Source organism: Actinobacillus minor NM305, assembly GCF_000175195.1.
Taxonomy (GTDB): Bacteria; Pseudomonadota; Gammaproteobacteria; order Enterobacterales; family Pasteurellaceae; genus Haemophilus_A; species Haemophilus_A minor.
Genome location: NZ_ACQL01000031.1, coordinates 50,946 through 65,890, shown reverse-complemented (window position 1 = coordinate 65,890; position 14,945 = coordinate 50,946). Strand labels below are relative to the sequence as shown.

Here is a 14,945-nt window from a genome sequence, read left to right as displayed (position 1 = left end):
CGGCAAAATGGTCGGCGAGCATTGATGAATTGGTTGAGATGATTGCAAAAGAAGCCAAACCTACCGATCATATTTTGGTTATGAGTAACGGTGCATTTGGCGGTATTCATAATAAAATTATCGCAAAATTGCAAAATAAATAAAAAATTTAACCGCTTGTAAATACAAGCGGCTATTTTTTCTTACAGATTTACCACGTATTTCCCAACACCTAGCTCATCTTCTTTACGTGTACGATTCATCACACTTTGTGCAGACTCGATCACACGTAAGCCCATTTGATCTTCTGTTCTTACAACATCACCACGTAGTGAGTTAGTATAAACGTCAGTAATTTTTACATCAACAAACTTACCAATCATATCGGGCGTACCTTGGAAATTAACAATGCGGTTATTTTCTGTACGGCCGGTTAATTCCATAATATCTTTCTTAGATGGACCTTCTACTAAAATACGCTGTTCCGTACCTAACATTGCACGACTAAATTGCATCGCTTGATTATTGATACGTTGTTGTAAGCGGTACAAACGCTCTTTTTTCTCATCTTCTGTCACATCATCGGGCAGATCTGCTGCCGGTGTACCTGGACGAGCAGAATAGATAAAGCTGAAACTCATATCAAAATTAACTTGTTCAATAATCTTCATTGTTTGCTCAAAATCTTCAGCCGTTTCACCAGGGAAGCCAACAATAAAGTCTGAGCTAATTTGAATATCTGGGCGCGCTTCACGTAATTTACGGATAATAGCCTTATATTCTAATGCGGTATGATTACGTTTCATCATGGTTAAAACACGATCTGAACCACTTTGTATTGGTAAATGTAAGAAGCTCACCAGCTCAGGCGTATCTTTATAAACTTCAATAATGTCATCCGTAAATTCAATTGGATGGCTTGTGGTATAACGAACACGGTCAATACCATCAATAGCCGCCACTAAGCGAAGTAACTCAGCAAAAGAACAAATTTGTCCATCAAAAGTCTCGCCACGGTAAGCGTTTACGTTTTGCCCTAACAAGTTTACTTCACGTACACCTTGTGCCGCAAGCTGTGCAATTTCAAATAATACATCATCAACCGGACGACTCACTTCTTCGCCACGAGTATAAGGCACGACACAGAATGAGCAGTATTTATTACAGCCTTCCATAATTGATACGAATGCAGTCGGGCCTTCAGCACGAGGTTCCGGCAAGCGGTCGAATTTTTCAATTTCAGGGAAGCTGATATCCACAACTGAACTTTTACCGCCACGGATTTGGTTAATCATCTCCGGTAAACGATGTAACGTTTGAGGACCGAAAACAATATCCACAAAAGGCGCACGTTCACGGATATGTTCCCCTTCTTGTGAAGCTACACAACCGCCTACACCGATAATTAAATCAGGTTTATCCTTTTTCCAATTTTTCCAACGCCCAAGCTGAGAGAATACTTTCTCTTGTGCTTTTTCACGAATGGAACAGGTATTAAGCAGTAATACATCTGCCTCTTCAGGATTGTCGGTTAATTCTAAACCATGTGTACTATTTAAGAGATCTGCCATTTTAGACGAGTCGTACTCGTTCATTTGGCAGCCCCAAGTTGTAATATGTAATTTCGCCATAATTGAAAATCTATTTTATCTCGATGAAAATGGAAAAGCCCTAACCAACGAGGTTAGGGCTTGTAAAAAATTCTGGTGGAGCTGGGGTCAGTTGAATTACCCCTTATAAAGCCTTGTGCTGCAAGGTTTCTTTATAATTCAGTTTCTTTGCGTCCTACTAAACGTCCTACTAAAATCAAAAGTCATACCAGAATAACCACGTTAGTGCGCTGTATTATATGTTTAATTCTCCATAAATCAAAATGAAATACAGATCATCAAAATTATTTTGCAAAAATCAAAATAAAAAAAATAAAAACTTTTTGAAAAGTTACCCACTTTTACCCACTGTTTTTTAATTTCTTTCAGTTTTTTTCAGGTTCAAGCGGTCGGATTTAGTGGATTTTTTGCAAAGAAAAAGGCTACCGGTATGATAGCCTTTATTGTTTAGTACATTTGTTTTACATCGCAATTATAAATTTTAGAAAAGCGTTCAAGCGTTTTTTTCTGTGGTCTGCTGTCGATTCGTTCCATTTGGGAAATCGCTGATTGTGATAGCCCTGTTAGTTCCGCTACTTCTTGCTGTGAAAGATTGCGATATATCCGCCATGCGCCTAAATGGTTTACATCATACTTGATCATAGCCTTTACAACTTCATGCGGTATTGCTACATCATCATTATCATCTTGTTCATATGGGAGGCTTTGCCATTCTTCTTCGTTGCCGGATAGTTGCGCTTCGTATTCTTTTAGCTTGTTATATTCGCTAATAGGTAAAACAACAAAAAGAGGATTATTATTTAAGTCGTTAATGTATTGTAAGTTCATTTTAATTTCTCCATTAAGAGGGAGGTTACTCCCTCTATTCTGTTAATGGTTGCGGTATGTTTGCTCGTCTCGCTTTTTGATTTCTTGTATTTCAATAATTATCGGTTCATTGTTTATTACTTCAAAAATTACCCTGTAAAATCCCACCCTCATTCTAAACTTGCCTTTATTCTGCTCTCCTTTCAGTTCAATAATATCCGCTTGAACATTTGGGAAATTTTGTAATGCTTCGATTTTTTCAAACATGCGATCTAAGTATCTACTATCTACCGCTCTTATTTGTTTGCTTGCTCTATTTGTCCATTGAATCACGGTCATTAGGTTGCCTCTTTCTTATCTTTATAAGATAATTATAAGATATTTATTGCTATAACTCAAATGAAATCTTATTTTCTTATTTGATAAGAAAAAAGCTACCGCTCTAATTTGGGTAGCTTTTATTCGTTTTAGATAGCATTATACGCTGAATGTATAATTTGCCTTTTGCAAAGAAAAGGTATTTTATTCTGCTTCTTAATGTGTAGCATAAAAAGCAAAATCATTAGATAAAAGAGAATGTATCAAGGCGGTCTGTTTTATGATTTTAAAAAAATTTTTTTTTATATTTAGTAAAAAACGTTAGTCCAATTAGTCCAATTAGTCCAATCCTTTAAAATCAAATACTTAAGTGCCATTTTTTGGACTAATTGAGTAGTCCAATGTAGTCCAAAATTAGTCCAAAACTCTTTTTGTTTATTTTTTGAGTAGTCCAAAACACCCTAAATTTAGTCCAAAATACCCTAAATTTAGTCCAAAAAAAGAAAAATTAGTCCAATAAATTTTATGTAATATATTGATATATAAGGATATTATTTTATAAATAGGTATTTTGGACTAATTGGACTACTAAAAAACTACGCGTATGAAAAAAAATTTTTTTGCAAAGATAAAAAAAAGAGCTAACCATTTCTGGAAAGCTCTTAAACTACCAATGTAGCATGTAGATTACTAAAATATTTAGCACTATGGTTTGTTTTGTTTTTTTTATGCTTCATCACTTTCAACAAGTGGGAAAACGAGATAACATCTTGTACGTTTCGGATCTATCCTACTTGGTATTCTTACTCTGTACTTATAACCGCTTTCCCCTTTGTCTAGCATGCCTTTATCTGAAAGAATTTTACAAGCCTGCTCCTTTGGGTGTCCTTTTATCGCTTCCTCAAAAGCCAATGGATACAGATAAAAGCTCTCTATCTCATTATCTCGCTGTGGAATGATTTTATAGCCGGCTATGTTTGTGATAGCCCGCTGTTCAGGGTTGTTAGGGTATTCGATAAATCTCCCTTCCGCATTTGCTAATAACCAACCATTAACCTGATCAATGATTTGCTTTTCTTCTTGGCTATGTAGTCCGAAGATATTTACCCATTCATTAAAGCAGTGTAATAACGCTTCACTATTGGCGGTTTCATTCCAACCGGTAAGAAAGCGCCCTAACTGTAAAGCCGTTTCGAGAATAGCGAAGCGACTCGCAACACGTTGAACCTGTGGACTAGCGTCATTTGGTAAACGTTCAAGCCATTTTGTTTTAGTTTGGCTATGAACGCTGATCACGGTTTTTTGATTGTCCTCAATGGTTAGCCATTTTATCCACTCTCTACCGGCTACACCGTAATGCTGTGTACTTGAGTAGTTTAGATAATCCGCATGCGCTTTGCCATCGGGGAATGAATGATAGACTTTCGCCCTAGTTATCGGGATATTCAACAATCGCACCAATTGCCCCGCATTGATTTTAATACCGCTCATAGATAAATAGCCCTCCACGTCTATTTCTCCCGTGGAAAATGCCATAATCCGCCATCTGTTAAGCTCTCTATTGCCGCCGTCTTTTGCTCCCTGTATTTTCCCCACGCCATTAAATAAAGCGTAGGCGGTCTGCTCTACGTGTTTGCGGTTTGAACTCTGCCCGATTTCATCAAGGGGCATGAAATTATCATTTCTTGCTGAAGCCTCATTCATTAGCCCTAAAGCGGTCGCATTCCACGATAAACGGATTTTATTAGGGTGTCCGTATAAACTGCTTGCTATGTTTGTTGTTGTGGTTTTACCTGTTGTTGAACCGCCAAAAAGGTGTACCCCGAAGCTCTCCGCCTCTATGATATTCATCAATGGAGCAGATAAAGCGCAAGCAATACTTAACATCATGGACGGATTACCTAATACATTATCGGCTATTTCAGTCTTCCAACTTTCTAACGTGCCTTGGGTATCGTATCCGCTCGCTGTTGCTGATTGTCGGTTAAATAAAACGGGTATTTCAGGTTCGCCCAATACTTCGCCATTTGGCAAAATATACGCCCCATTATGCCAACCGGTAGAATTTGTAATGTGCCAAAAAGTCCGCTCGCCACTGCTTTGTAAATAGTCCGCCAATTCATTGCGTAAATAGTTTTTAGTTGTGAGCCTTAACCCTTTGGTTTTAAGCTGTTTCCATCCTTCTCGCTCGCCTAAATCGCCCAAAGATAGCGCATATTTGATCGGCTGTTGTTTTCCCTCTGGTGTCCATTCAAGAACAAGGAAGTGCTCGGCTTCACTTTGTCCAATACCAATGACAGAAATTACATCTGAAAGCCATTCCGTGCGCTCTGATAAACGTTCGCCAGTATCCTTATCATATTTAGGTGTTACACGGTAAAGCCCCTCTATGCTGTTCTCTGTGCGTTTTTCGATATAGGGTTTATGTTGTTCTGTGTTACCCGTCTGTGCTTGTCTCTGCTCCAACACTTCCGCCACGGTATCATTCCCTTGCTTTATTTGCTCTAGGGTTTGATAAAGGTTCTCGCCCTGTAAGGCTTCATCTAGCCATTCAATCGCTGAAATCCTACCGTTATGTTTGGCTAGGTTCATCAGAATACGAGTTTTTAAATCATTCTTATCTTTGGCTAAAGTGGGGATTTTCCCCACTTGAAAGAGTTTAATAGAACGTTGCTCTGCCGGTGCAAGTTGCAAGCGGTCGATTTCTTCAAATGTTTTGCCATCTAACATCACGGGAGCATAATCAATAGGCAAGCCGTAGCGTTCTCGTATCATTTGCCAATGCGTTCCCTTTCCTGCCTCATTGTTGCGATAGTATGCTTGTTTGGCGGTATCTCCTACCAGTATAAGCCAATCATTGAAAGGCTCGCATTGTTTCTCTTGTTGATTATAGTAAGGCGCTTTCTTCATTGCGTACCTCTTCCATGTGCGCTAATCTCATCGCATTATTTAGGCTAATTCGCTCGCTAAGTGCCTTGATTGCTTGCGTAGTAGGGTTCATCGCATTGTGGTAGTAGCAACCGCTTAAATTCTCATCTATCCAATTTCTAAGGGGTGTCGTTCTAAGCTCTAGCATTAAGGCGTGATAGTCAATAAGCAAGCCGGCCACGGTTACAAGCAAATCATCTTGAGGGTTCTTTCTTGGGATATTAAAGACTTCATGTAAATGCTCGTGTAATGCTTGTGAGCCGTTTGGAATGATTAAATCTACTTGATTAAGCATACATTCCCCCTACGTTCATCATTTTGTTAAAGAGTTCTGTTTCATCAAACTTTTTAACCTCAAAATGACAATCAGGCATTAAAATTGAAAAATGCGATTTTGCTTCTGCCATTTCTGCGTAAAAGCGTGAGCCTTTAAATAAAACTGCAGGTACTTTCCCTAGTGCTGAAGCCGGTAAAAACTCGAGAGTATAATCAGTTGGATCTACAGTTTCGATATTCCCCTTGAATGGACTGCCTTTTAAAAAACGCTTGGCGGTTTTCTTATCTTTAAAGAACGCTTGCACCGCTTGAAAATAACGCTGTTCATCAAGTTTTAAGCTTACCGTTACAACATAGATTTTATTTTGGTTACTCATTTTTACCCCCTTCTACATCTGCTAAATACATGAAATTCGTGTTCTTGATCGTTTGTAAAGCTAAATAGGCACGCTCTAGGCTTCCTTCTTCCGTGAGTTCTTTCGCCCATTGTGTCCATACTTCGATATGCTCGATTTCTTTTAGTAGCTTTTCCGGTGTGAGGTTGTTTTTAAGCATAAACCACCCCCATAACCGCAAATAAAGGGCATACAATAGATTTGGCTTGCTCTAAACTCTCGGCTTTAATGCGTAGGGTATAGCAAGGGAAGGCATGAATAGGTTTTGTTGTGTTGCGTAAGTCTCTACGGCTTACGGCTTTGAATAAGTAGATCATAGCTAATAGCTCCAAAGTTAAAGTTTGAAGGGCTACCGCTAAACTTTCCAGGGTTTGGGCGGTAACGTGTAACGGGCTGGAAAACTGCGACATATGGAACACAGCAAAGGGCGAACCTTTCCCATTACACGCTACCATAGATAGACGCTCTAGGCGTTCTTTGGGTGTGCGTGTGCTACGAACAAAAAAAGCACGGTAATAGAAAGGCGTGCTAGTGTTCGCCAAAGTTTTATTATTCGAGTTTCCAGGCTCGGTTATAGATTTTGCTATAACGTCATCAGGATAGAACGCTTTAATCATTTCGTAAAATGAAATCTTTTCAATTTGATTGATTTCTGAATGAATTTCTTTAGAATATCCCTCGTAGCCTTTCGAGGCTTGTAGGATAGTGATGACTTTTTTCATATGATTTTTTACCATGTAACGCCCCCATTTGGAGGCGTTTTTTTTGCTTAAATTTGAGTGATTTACGCCACCATTGGCAAATGATTACGTAAGAAGTACAAGGCTGATTGCTCTAGTTTGGCTTTTCGTTCGTGATAACTCATACCTAACTTAATCATCACCGCATTTTCTGAAAGTAAATCATCTAGCAGTGTGAGCTGTGTTTCTGTGAGATACTTCCGTATTTCATCATCGGCTTGATATCCGTTACTCTCTAACCATTTCTTACGAGATAAACCTAAGGCTACGATATACACGAGGTTATTTTCTCGGCTGTAAATGTGTTCGTCCTTTTTGCCTGTGCTTTCAAGGTGCAATTTAATCGCTTCATTCATTCGGTGCTGGTCGTGTGATAGCTTCCGTTTGACATCAATCCATTTATTCATTGCGTTAAATTGCTTGATGTATGCTTCCTTGAATTGCATTGCTTTCTTGCCGGTAAAGCCCATCACTAACAACGTAAAGCCATCTTGGGTCATTAGGTACATCTTTCTAGCTTTCCCTTGTTCGTCAATATATTTAGCCTCCTTAAAATTAAGGCGGCTAAATTCATCAGAACAACCTAAGTTCTTAATAATTTGTAATAGGTTGTCGTGTCGTTTACCAAAATACTCCGCCACTTTTAGCGTATCCGTCATGGATACGGTTTCTTTGTGAAATACCTTTGGAAATACTGCAGTATTATCTAGTTCTGTTTTCATTGTGGTTGTCCTTAAATGTGAGGTTTTACTGGGGGATCTTTTTTTTAAATTTCAGATAATCCGCCCGTAATTCGGCTAAAAGTGCCATTCTCTCCATAAAAACATCATTCAATTTCATTAGAAGAAGTTTCAACTCTTGAAAGCCTTGCTCAATCTTTTCTTTGCGCTCTTTCGCTTGTTGGTTTGCTTCCGGTATGCCTGCCCCTAAATCGGCTCTATACGTTCTTAACCGGTAACGGGGTAAATAATCCCCACGCTTAAGCATTGCGCTTTTCTCTTGCTCAATGATTGCCACCGCTCGATAGTCATTAAGCAGTGTGCTTGCTTTGGCTCGTAGGGTATGAGGTTGCATTTTGCTTGCTCGCTCCTTACCTAATACCTGTATAAGCGCTTTAGTTGCATTGCCTCGCCTTGCGTAAGCTATTGCAAAGGCTTCTCTAATCTCTCGCCCGTACATATTTACCCCCTTAATGAAAGCAAATGCTTCAAACGCTTTAAACGGTATTCCAGTTTGGCTAGTGTTAGCTTGTCATTATCAAACTCAATACTATGCGCCTCTCGGTATTGCTTGGTTTTCTCAATCCGTAAAGCAAGCATAGTGATCAACTCTTGAAGGCTGTAAGGCTCTTCATCAGAATAAAGGCTGATAAAGGTAAAGGGGATAATCTGCTTACCGTGTTGATTTAGCTGTGATAGGTAAAATTCGCTCGCCTCGTCCATTAGTACCGGATTACGCTTTGCTATGCCGTTCTTCTCGTGCGAACCGTCTAACATTAGCCACGTAACAAAACGACTTGCGGTAAGTGCTGTTGCTGTTTCCTTAAGTTGTAGCATTGGTTTCTTCCTCTGTTGCTTTAACCTGTTCTACATACTCCGCCACGCTTTCAAACTGTTTGATCAGATAACGAGAGATATTTCTAAAGGCTTTCGCTTGTGCTTTCTCTTCATTGGTAAGCGGTCGGATTTTGGCTAAACTTTGCAATAAGGCTTCTCCTTGTGCCAATCCTGCCGCCAACTGCTTGCACTCTTTGGCGGTTTGAACCTTAAAATGAAAGCAATCAGGGAAAACGCGCTTACACGTCTCTACACTGTCCTTCATGATGTTGAATTGTCTTGTTACCTGTGTAAAACGCCCTAAATGAAGCATTTTCGCTTTGTTTGTTGCCTCCTTTGGGTTTGCCTTGCTCTGTGCTTTTGTCGCTGTTTTTGGCTCGTTTAGCTCGCTAAGGATAGCTTTCATTGCTTCTCTCATTTATTCCCCCCAAAATATTTCAAATAGTTCTGTGTTTCGGCTTCCGATAAGATAAGTACACCGCATTTACTCCGCTCAAAGTTAAGCAACTTGATAACCTTTAAAGCCTCTTCAACATCAGGGAGGCGGTAAACGTTATAAAATCCGTTGTGTGCTTGGTTGTAGCGTTTCTCTTTAATGATTTTTACATTGTGAAGGCGCTCAAGCTCCGATACTTCATTGTTCCCCTTGTTGATGAAATACTTAATATCGATCTCTCTACTGCTAATACCGTGAGGGTGTTCCAGTAAAGCGATATATGCCTTCGCTCTTCGGGTTGGGTAGATAGGTTGTTTCATAAGAATGCCCCTTATGATTTTTTTGCTTTTGAAAATGGGTTAAATGTTTCAGATGGCTTAAAGCTTGATAGCCACGCTTTTACGTCACTCTCTTTCCAACGAGAAGCACGCCCCCATTTATCAGCTTTTGGTAATTTGCCTTTTTGAATTTGTCGATAGATGAAAGCGTGAGAAAATCCGCTCAATGCCTTAAGCTCCGCCATTGAATAGCGTTTCTCTACGGCTTCGGTTGTGGTTTGGTTTTGGATTTGTTCCATAGAAATACCCCTGTTTATGTTGGTTTATGGTTGGAAATGTAGGGGTATTGTAGAAAGGGTGTTATGAAAGGTCAGTCAGGTGTACTGTAGGTCATATTATTTAACAGTAAGTCATATTGTCTTACTGTTAGGTTGTTGCTTTTACTGTGAAGCTGATATCTGCCAAATATATTTTAGATAAATAAAAAAGCCTAGTCATATAAAGCTAGGCTTTGGCATTTTATTCTTTAGATTTGGTTTTCTTTTTGTTTGGGTTTAAATCCCTTATCCATTCTTGAATAGAAGTGGATGCAACTTTCAAATTTAACTCGCTTTTTATTTGATACGCTGTATCTAGTAAGGCTTTTGATTTCTCTTTTTCCCATATTTTTTTAGCCGCCTCTCTAGCTTTTTCTATGTTTGGGTTTGGCTTATTGTTTCGTTTAGCGCGGTTTTGTTTGGCTACGATTGTGGGAATGTTTAATAAAACATCTGCTAAATGTTTACTAGAAAGCTCTAATAGAGTTAATGCTTGCTTTGTTCTTTTAAAGTTTTCTTCAGATACAAGCATTATTATATAAGGGACAATAGATAAATCCATATCTCCCAGATCAGGTAAATTTTTTGATGTTGGTTTATTTTTGCTTCTTATTATTTCTTGTAATACTTCTTTTCGTTGTTCATTTGTTAGTTTACCCCATGTTTTTATAAAAAAATCGCCAGTTATATTGTTTTGATTTTCTAATAATTCTAAAGAATTCTTCAAGCTCTCTATTGAAAACTTAAAAATTTTAAATATGGGATTTTCATTTAGTGATTTGCATTGTAAAAAGATCTCAATGTTATAACCGGTTTTGCAGAAAAAATCCCAAAGTTCGTTAAGCGTTTCAATCTGTTTTGAGAGTTCTTCTGTTGTTAGCTCTTCATCATCTTTTTTATTGAGTAGGGAAAATAACTCGCTCAACTCGTTAAATCGCTGTTGTTCCTCTTCTGTAAGTACTCTCATAACCGCCCCTATGCGTTACCCTATTTTGTGAGAACGTGGAAAAGAACAAATAGGGTTGCTCTCTTTCGGCTTGGTAGCTACTCCTTACCTATCCACGCTAATTTGATACAAGCTGTTACGCTCGTTTACCTTGTGAGATTATTTTACTGATTTTTTAAACAGTTTCAAGTCGGTTTATTAGACTAAATAAAAGGGTGTGCGGTGTTGCCGTATACCCCTTTTGTTGTGGTCATATAACCATGATTAAAATGTGATAGGTTTGATTGAGCATTTTTTTATTTCAAAATGTACAACGGAAAAATAAAAAAACTCAATTAAATCATAATGTTGCTCCGTTGTGGTGGATCATCCAAAATTTCAAAAAACTGCCGAAAACCGCGCGTCTGCTACCCCGTGGAAAGGTGTACCCCCTCGGGAGTACCTTTTCACTTACATAGGGTTGTTTTTAAAATCTACCCTTTAGCCGTTCTATTAAGTCGTCAATGCTCATAACAAAAAAGCCATACATTCAAAAATGTAAGGCTTTGAATTAAGTACTTGCTATCTGATACTTTCTTTATTTTACCCACTGATTTTCATATTTACCCACTGTTTACCCACTTTTACCCACTGTTTTTTAACCTTTACCCACTGTTTACCCACTGATTTCCACTTTTTTATTTTCTTTATTTATCAATTACTTAAATAAAAAATAGAGTAAATAATAGTCAAAAAGTGGGTAAAGTGGGTAAAAAATCAAAAAGTTTTAGTTTTTTTCAAAGTGGAAAAATAAATAAAAAAGCCTAGCAAAATTCGGCTAGGCTTATTCCATACTATTTCGGGAACTCCCTACTTTTTCGGGAGGTTTGGCAATTAAGCAACTTTCTTCAAATGATACTGTGGTAAAGCACCTTGAGAACACTCATCAACAAAATCCGCCCACGCTTGCAGTATTTGAAAACGCTGTTTCAGATAGTCCGCTCTGTTGTATGCCATTCTAATTCGGTCTTGGTTCATGTGTGATAGTGCAACCTCAATCAATTCAGGATCATAGCCCTGTTCATTCAAATAGGTGCTTGCAATACTTCGCAATCCGTGTGCGACTAACTTCCCTTTATATCCCATTCGCTTTATGGCCGCATTGGCGGTCTGAGTGTTCGTGTGCGTTTGTGGGTTCTTATGGCTAGGGAACAAATAAACCTTATCCCCACTTAACTTTTTAATCTCTTTAAGCAAGGCGAGTGCTTGGCGGGATAATGTAACGATATGCGCCCGTCCTTTATCATCTTGCTTTATCCCCTTGCTGATGTATATCGTCCACGTCTTCGCCTTCTCATCAATATCTTCATATTTTGCAGTCGCTGATTCATTCGGTCGTGTCATCGTAAGCAATTGCCATAGAATTAAATATCTTGTTTGTAGCTGAATTTGAGCATTGTTCAAAGTGAAAAGAAATTCCCTTAAGTCTTCCGGCTTAATCGTCTTGAAGTGTTCTACCGTTGGACTATCAAACTCTTTCGAGATATTTACCAAAGGATTTTGAGAAATGATTTCACGGTGCAATGCGAACGTCATGATCTCATTCATCTTCTGAATGGTGCGCTTCAAGGTTTCTAGCGTTCCTTTCTCTTGCAATGGTTTAAATGCTTTTAGTGCCATGGGTGCGGTTATTTGTGAAATAGGATACTTTCCAAAAGAGGGGAGTAATATTCTATTCATTAAACTTTTAACATCTTTCGCATAGCCGGCTGAAAAATTAGCCCGTGTCTTCCGCCATTCATACCACGCTAAAGCAACATTCTCAAAAGTATTATAAATTTCTGCTTGCTTCGCTTGCTCGATTGCTTGGCGGTGTGCTTGAGGGTCGATATTTTGAGCCAGTAAGGTGCGGTATTCTTCCCTTATTTCCCTTGCTCTTGCCAAAGTAACATCAGGATAACTGCCTAGCCCTGTTTCGGTTCGGTCTTTAGTATAGGGTTTGTAATAATTAAACCGCCATAACTTAGCCCCGTTAGGTTTAACCAATAAGAAAAGCCCTCCGCCATCTGTAAGAGAATACTTTTTATCTTTTGGTTTTGCCTTTTCTATTTCGGTGTTTGTAAGTGGTTTCGCTATTCTAGCCATTTTAGTAGGACGCTTTATTTTATATTGGAAAAAAGAATAAGGCTCTAAGCCTTGTGTAGCAACGTTTTGAGCGTTTTTAGTAGGACGGCTTTTTATGCTGCACTGAATGATCCTACTAAACGTCCTACTAAAAGTCTATTATTTTGGTTTACGTAGAGAGACAAAGAGAGAAACAAAAAAAGCCTCAAACCGTTGCGGTTCAAGGCTTCTTGTTACGTTCTGTTACGTTGGATTATTTCGATTTGGTGGAGCTGGGGGGATTTGAACCCCCGTCCGAAATTACTCTACCTTCAGCACTACACGTTTAGTCTCGTCTTTAATTTCACTTATCCCCAGCGGACAGACACGCAAAGAATAAGCTAGCTTGATTTAATTTAGTGCTTCGATCCTCAAGCGGAGGCTTCAACACGATCTCGTTTTGGATGACTTATCGTTACCCTCGTCTTACGAGCGGAAGCTGAGGCGATAAGGCTTTAAGGCAGGTTATTAAGCTGCTAAAGCGTATTGTTCGTCGTTTGCGACTATTTTTTTGCGGTTTGTTTACGAGGCCTACCGCACCTCGACGTGCACCTTGGGCTTCGCCAATCCCGTCGAATCCAGAATCAGCCCCAAAAAGTTTGGCAATTTTAAAGGAAAGCGGTAAGATCTGCAAACTATTTTGCAAAAATACACTCAAAAGAACATCAAAACGAGATAAAAACGAAACATGAAAAATTTTGACGAACACGAAATTGAAGATGCTGAAATTGTTGAAGCAGAGAGCATTGAGCCTGATGAAGTAGAATTACTAGATGAAGATAAGCATATTGAGGCAACACATCCGGCCTTGCTTTCTGCAAATATGCCTGTTACGACAGGTAATCTTGAAAGCTATATTCGTATGGCAAACCAGTATCCGATTTTAACGGCAGATCAAGAAAAAGAACTCGCAGAACGCTACTATTACGATGAAGATGTTGAAGCTGCAAAACAACTGATTTTGTCCCATATGCGTTTTGTTATTCATATTGCTCGAGGCTATTTAGGTTATGGTTTACCTCTTGCAGATTTAATTCAAGAGGGCAATATCGGATTGATGAAAGCGGTAAAACGCTTTGATCCGAATGTTGGCGTTCGTTTAGTCTCTTTTGCGGTACATTGGGTAAAAGCAGAAATTCATGAATATGTATTAAGAAACTGGCGAATTGTAAAAGTCGCTACGACAAAGGCACAGCGGAAACTCTTTTTTAACTTAAGAAAAAATAAAAATCGCTTAGCGTGGTTTAATGAAGAGGAAATCAAACGTGTTGCGCACGATCTTGGTGTGTCTGAAGAAGAAGTTCGTGAAATGGAATCTCGCATGACTGGGCAAGATCTTGGCTTTGATTTGCCAAGTGGCGATGATGAAGATGAAGCATATACCCCTTCAATGTATTTAGAAGATAATAGCTCTAATTTTGCTGATGAGCTGGAAGATGAAGAGCACACAGGAGAGGCTACCGCACAGCTTGCATATGCGCTATCAACGTTAGATGAGCGTAGCCAAGATATTATCAAAACACGCTGGCTAGATGAAAATAAGCTTACTTTACATGATTTAGCTGCGAAATATCAAATTTCTGCGGAACGTGTGCGTCAGCTTGAAAATGCGGCACTGAAGAAAATTAAAAATGCAATTACTGTTGAAGCATAACAAAATACCCGCAAACAAGCGGGTATTTTTTCAAGTTTTTTGCAATTATTTAGTTAATGTTAAAACAACGCTTTCGCCTGCAACAACACTACCTGATTTTTTCTCTAAGTTAGAGATTTCATCCATATTAGAGATAACAACCGGTGTTAATACTGATTTTGCTTTTTCTTCTAATAAAGCTAAATCAAATTTGATGATTGGGTCGCCTGCTTTTACAGTTTGACCTTCTTCTGCAATACGAGTAAAGCCTTCGCCTTTTAACTCAACAGTATCAATACCGAAGTGTACAAATAACTCTACGCCATCTTCAGACTCAATTGAAAATGCGTGGTTAGTTTCGAAAATTTTACCAATTGTACCGTTTACTGGTGAAACAATGGTATCGCCACTAGGACGAATTGCCACGCCATCGCCTACGATTTTCTCAGAAAATACAACATCTGGAACATCTTCAATATTAACAATTTCACCTGATAAAGGTGAGAAAATTTGAATTTCCTTTGATTCTTTTTGTTTAGAACCGAATAATTTGCTTAAAAAGCTCATAGAATCTCTCCATTTGT

Annotated in this window: 18 protein-coding genes, 1 other RNA gene and 1 pseudogene; 2 read left to right on the top strand and 18 right to left on the bottom strand. The window is 38.7% G+C overall.

What is annotated here, in order from left to right:
- A pseudogene (locus AM305_RS12145) lies at window positions 1-143 on the top strand (UDP-N-acetylmuramate:L-alanyl-gamma-D-glutamyl-meso-diaminopimelate ligase); the annotation flags it as partial.
- A 39-nt stretch (window positions 144-182) separates the two neighbouring features.
- On the opposite strand, the gene miaB reads toward AM305_RS12145, so the two are convergent.
- The 17 genes from miaB to ssrA form a co-directional block, all read right to left on the bottom strand.
- The gene (miaB, locus tag AM305_RS01220; protein ID WP_005822343.1) at window positions 183-1,610 is read right to left on the bottom strand and encodes a tRNA (N6-isopentenyl adenosine(37)-C2)-methylthiotransferase MiaB; all 1,428 of its coding nucleotides are present in this window, start codon (window positions 1,608-1,610) and stop codon (window positions 183-185) included.
- Window positions 1,611-2,036: 426 nt separating this feature from the next.
- Complete coding sequence (locus tag AM305_RS01215) at window positions 2,037-2,417, bottom strand: helix-turn-helix domain-containing protein (protein ID WP_005822341.1); 381 nt, start codon at window positions 2,415-2,417, stop codon at window positions 2,037-2,039.
- A gap of 42 nt (window positions 2,418-2,459) precedes the next feature.
- A complete protein-coding gene (locus tag AM305_RS01210; RefSeq protein WP_005822340.1) occupies window positions 2,460-2,735 on the bottom strand; it encodes a type II toxin-antitoxin system RelE family toxin in 276 nt (91 codons plus the stop codon).
- A gap of 705 nt (window positions 2,736-3,440) precedes the next feature.
- A complete protein-coding gene (locus tag AM305_RS01205) occupies window positions 3,441-5,624 on the bottom strand; it encodes a DUF927 domain-containing protein (RefSeq protein WP_005822338.1) in 2,184 nt (727 codons plus the stop codon).
- On the bottom strand, window positions 5,602-5,937 hold the full coding sequence (locus tag AM305_RS11770) for a hypothetical protein (RefSeq protein ID WP_005822337.1): 336 nt from the start codon (window positions 5,935-5,937) through the stop codon (window positions 5,602-5,604). Before AM305_RS11770 ends, AM305_RS01205 begins: the two co-directional genes overlap by 23 nt.
- Complete coding sequence (locus AM305_RS01195) at window positions 5,930-6,295, bottom strand: hypothetical protein (RefSeq protein ID WP_005822335.1); 366 nt, start codon at window positions 6,293-6,295, stop codon at window positions 5,930-5,932. The genes AM305_RS11770 and AM305_RS01195 overlap by 8 nt, the downstream gene beginning before the upstream one ends.
- The gene (locus tag AM305_RS01190; protein ID WP_005822333.1) at window positions 6,288-6,473 is read right to left on the bottom strand and encodes a hypothetical protein; all 186 of its coding nucleotides are present in this window, start codon (window positions 6,471-6,473) and stop codon (window positions 6,288-6,290) included. The genes AM305_RS01195 and AM305_RS01190 overlap by 8 nt, the downstream gene beginning before the upstream one ends.
- On the bottom strand, window positions 6,466-7,035 hold the full coding sequence (locus AM305_RS01185; protein WP_113680026.1) for an ash family protein: 570 nt from the start codon (window positions 7,033-7,035) through the stop codon (window positions 6,466-6,468). The genes AM305_RS01190 and AM305_RS01185 overlap by 8 nt, the downstream gene beginning before the upstream one ends.
- A 62-nt stretch (window positions 7,036-7,097) precedes the next feature.
- Entirely contained in the window at window positions 7,098-7,775 is a 678-nt protein-coding gene (locus AM305_RS01180) for a Rha family transcriptional regulator (RefSeq protein WP_005822329.1), read from the bottom strand.
- A 25-nt stretch (window positions 7,776-7,800) separates the two neighbouring features.
- Entirely contained in the window at window positions 7,801-8,232 is a 432-nt protein-coding gene (locus AM305_RS12705) for a hypothetical protein (protein WP_005822327.1), read from the bottom strand.
- 2 nt (window positions 8,233-8,234) lie between these two features.
- Window positions 8,235-8,609, bottom strand: a complete 375-nt coding sequence (locus AM305_RS01170) for a hypothetical protein (protein ID WP_005822325.1) — start codon at window positions 8,607-8,609, stop codon at window positions 8,235-8,237.
- Window positions 8,596-9,015, bottom strand: a complete 420-nt coding sequence (locus AM305_RS01165) for a hypothetical protein (protein WP_160162325.1) — start codon at window positions 9,013-9,015, stop codon at window positions 8,596-8,598. The genes AM305_RS01170 and AM305_RS01165 overlap by 14 nt, the downstream gene beginning before the upstream one ends.
- Before the next feature lie 8 nt (window positions 9,016-9,023).
- Window positions 9,024-9,365: a hypothetical protein gene (locus tag AM305_RS01160; protein ID WP_005822322.1), complete on the bottom strand. Its 342-nt coding sequence runs from the start codon at window positions 9,363-9,365 to the stop codon at window positions 9,024-9,026.
- 11 nt (window positions 9,366-9,376) lie between these two features.
- On the bottom strand, window positions 9,377-9,622 hold the full coding sequence (locus AM305_RS01155) for a helix-turn-helix transcriptional regulator (protein WP_005822320.1): 246 nt from the start codon (window positions 9,620-9,622) through the stop codon (window positions 9,377-9,379).
- 220 nt (window positions 9,623-9,842) lie between these two features.
- The gene (locus AM305_RS11765; RefSeq protein WP_005822318.1) at window positions 9,843-10,607 is read right to left on the bottom strand and encodes a hypothetical protein; all 765 of its coding nucleotides are present in this window, start codon (window positions 10,605-10,607) and stop codon (window positions 9,843-9,845) included.
- An 852-nt stretch (window positions 10,608-11,459) separates the two neighbouring features.
- The gene (locus AM305_RS01145; RefSeq protein ID WP_005822316.1) at window positions 11,460-12,710 is read right to left on the bottom strand and encodes an integrase arm-type DNA-binding domain-containing protein; all 1,251 of its coding nucleotides are present in this window, start codon (window positions 12,708-12,710) and stop codon (window positions 11,460-11,462) included.
- A 243-nt stretch (window positions 12,711-12,953) separates the two neighbouring features.
- Window positions 12,954-13,320: a transfer-messenger RNA gene (ssrA, locus tag AM305_RS11890) on the bottom strand.
- Window positions 13,321-13,416: 96 nt separating this feature from the next.
- Between ssrA and rpoH the strand changes: the two genes are divergently transcribed.
- Window positions 13,417-14,382, top strand: a complete 966-nt coding sequence (rpoH, locus tag AM305_RS01140) for an RNA polymerase sigma factor RpoH (RefSeq protein ID WP_005822314.1) — start codon at window positions 13,417-13,419, stop codon at window positions 14,380-14,382.
- Between the two features lie 45 nt (window positions 14,383-14,427).
- Here the strand turns inward: rpoH and crr are convergent, their stop codons facing one another.
- Window positions 14,428-14,928, bottom strand: a complete 501-nt coding sequence (gene crr / locus AM305_RS01135) for a PTS glucose transporter subunit IIA (protein WP_005818065.1) — start codon at window positions 14,926-14,928, stop codon at window positions 14,428-14,430.
- Between the last annotated feature and the right edge of the window lie 17 nt (window positions 14,929-14,945).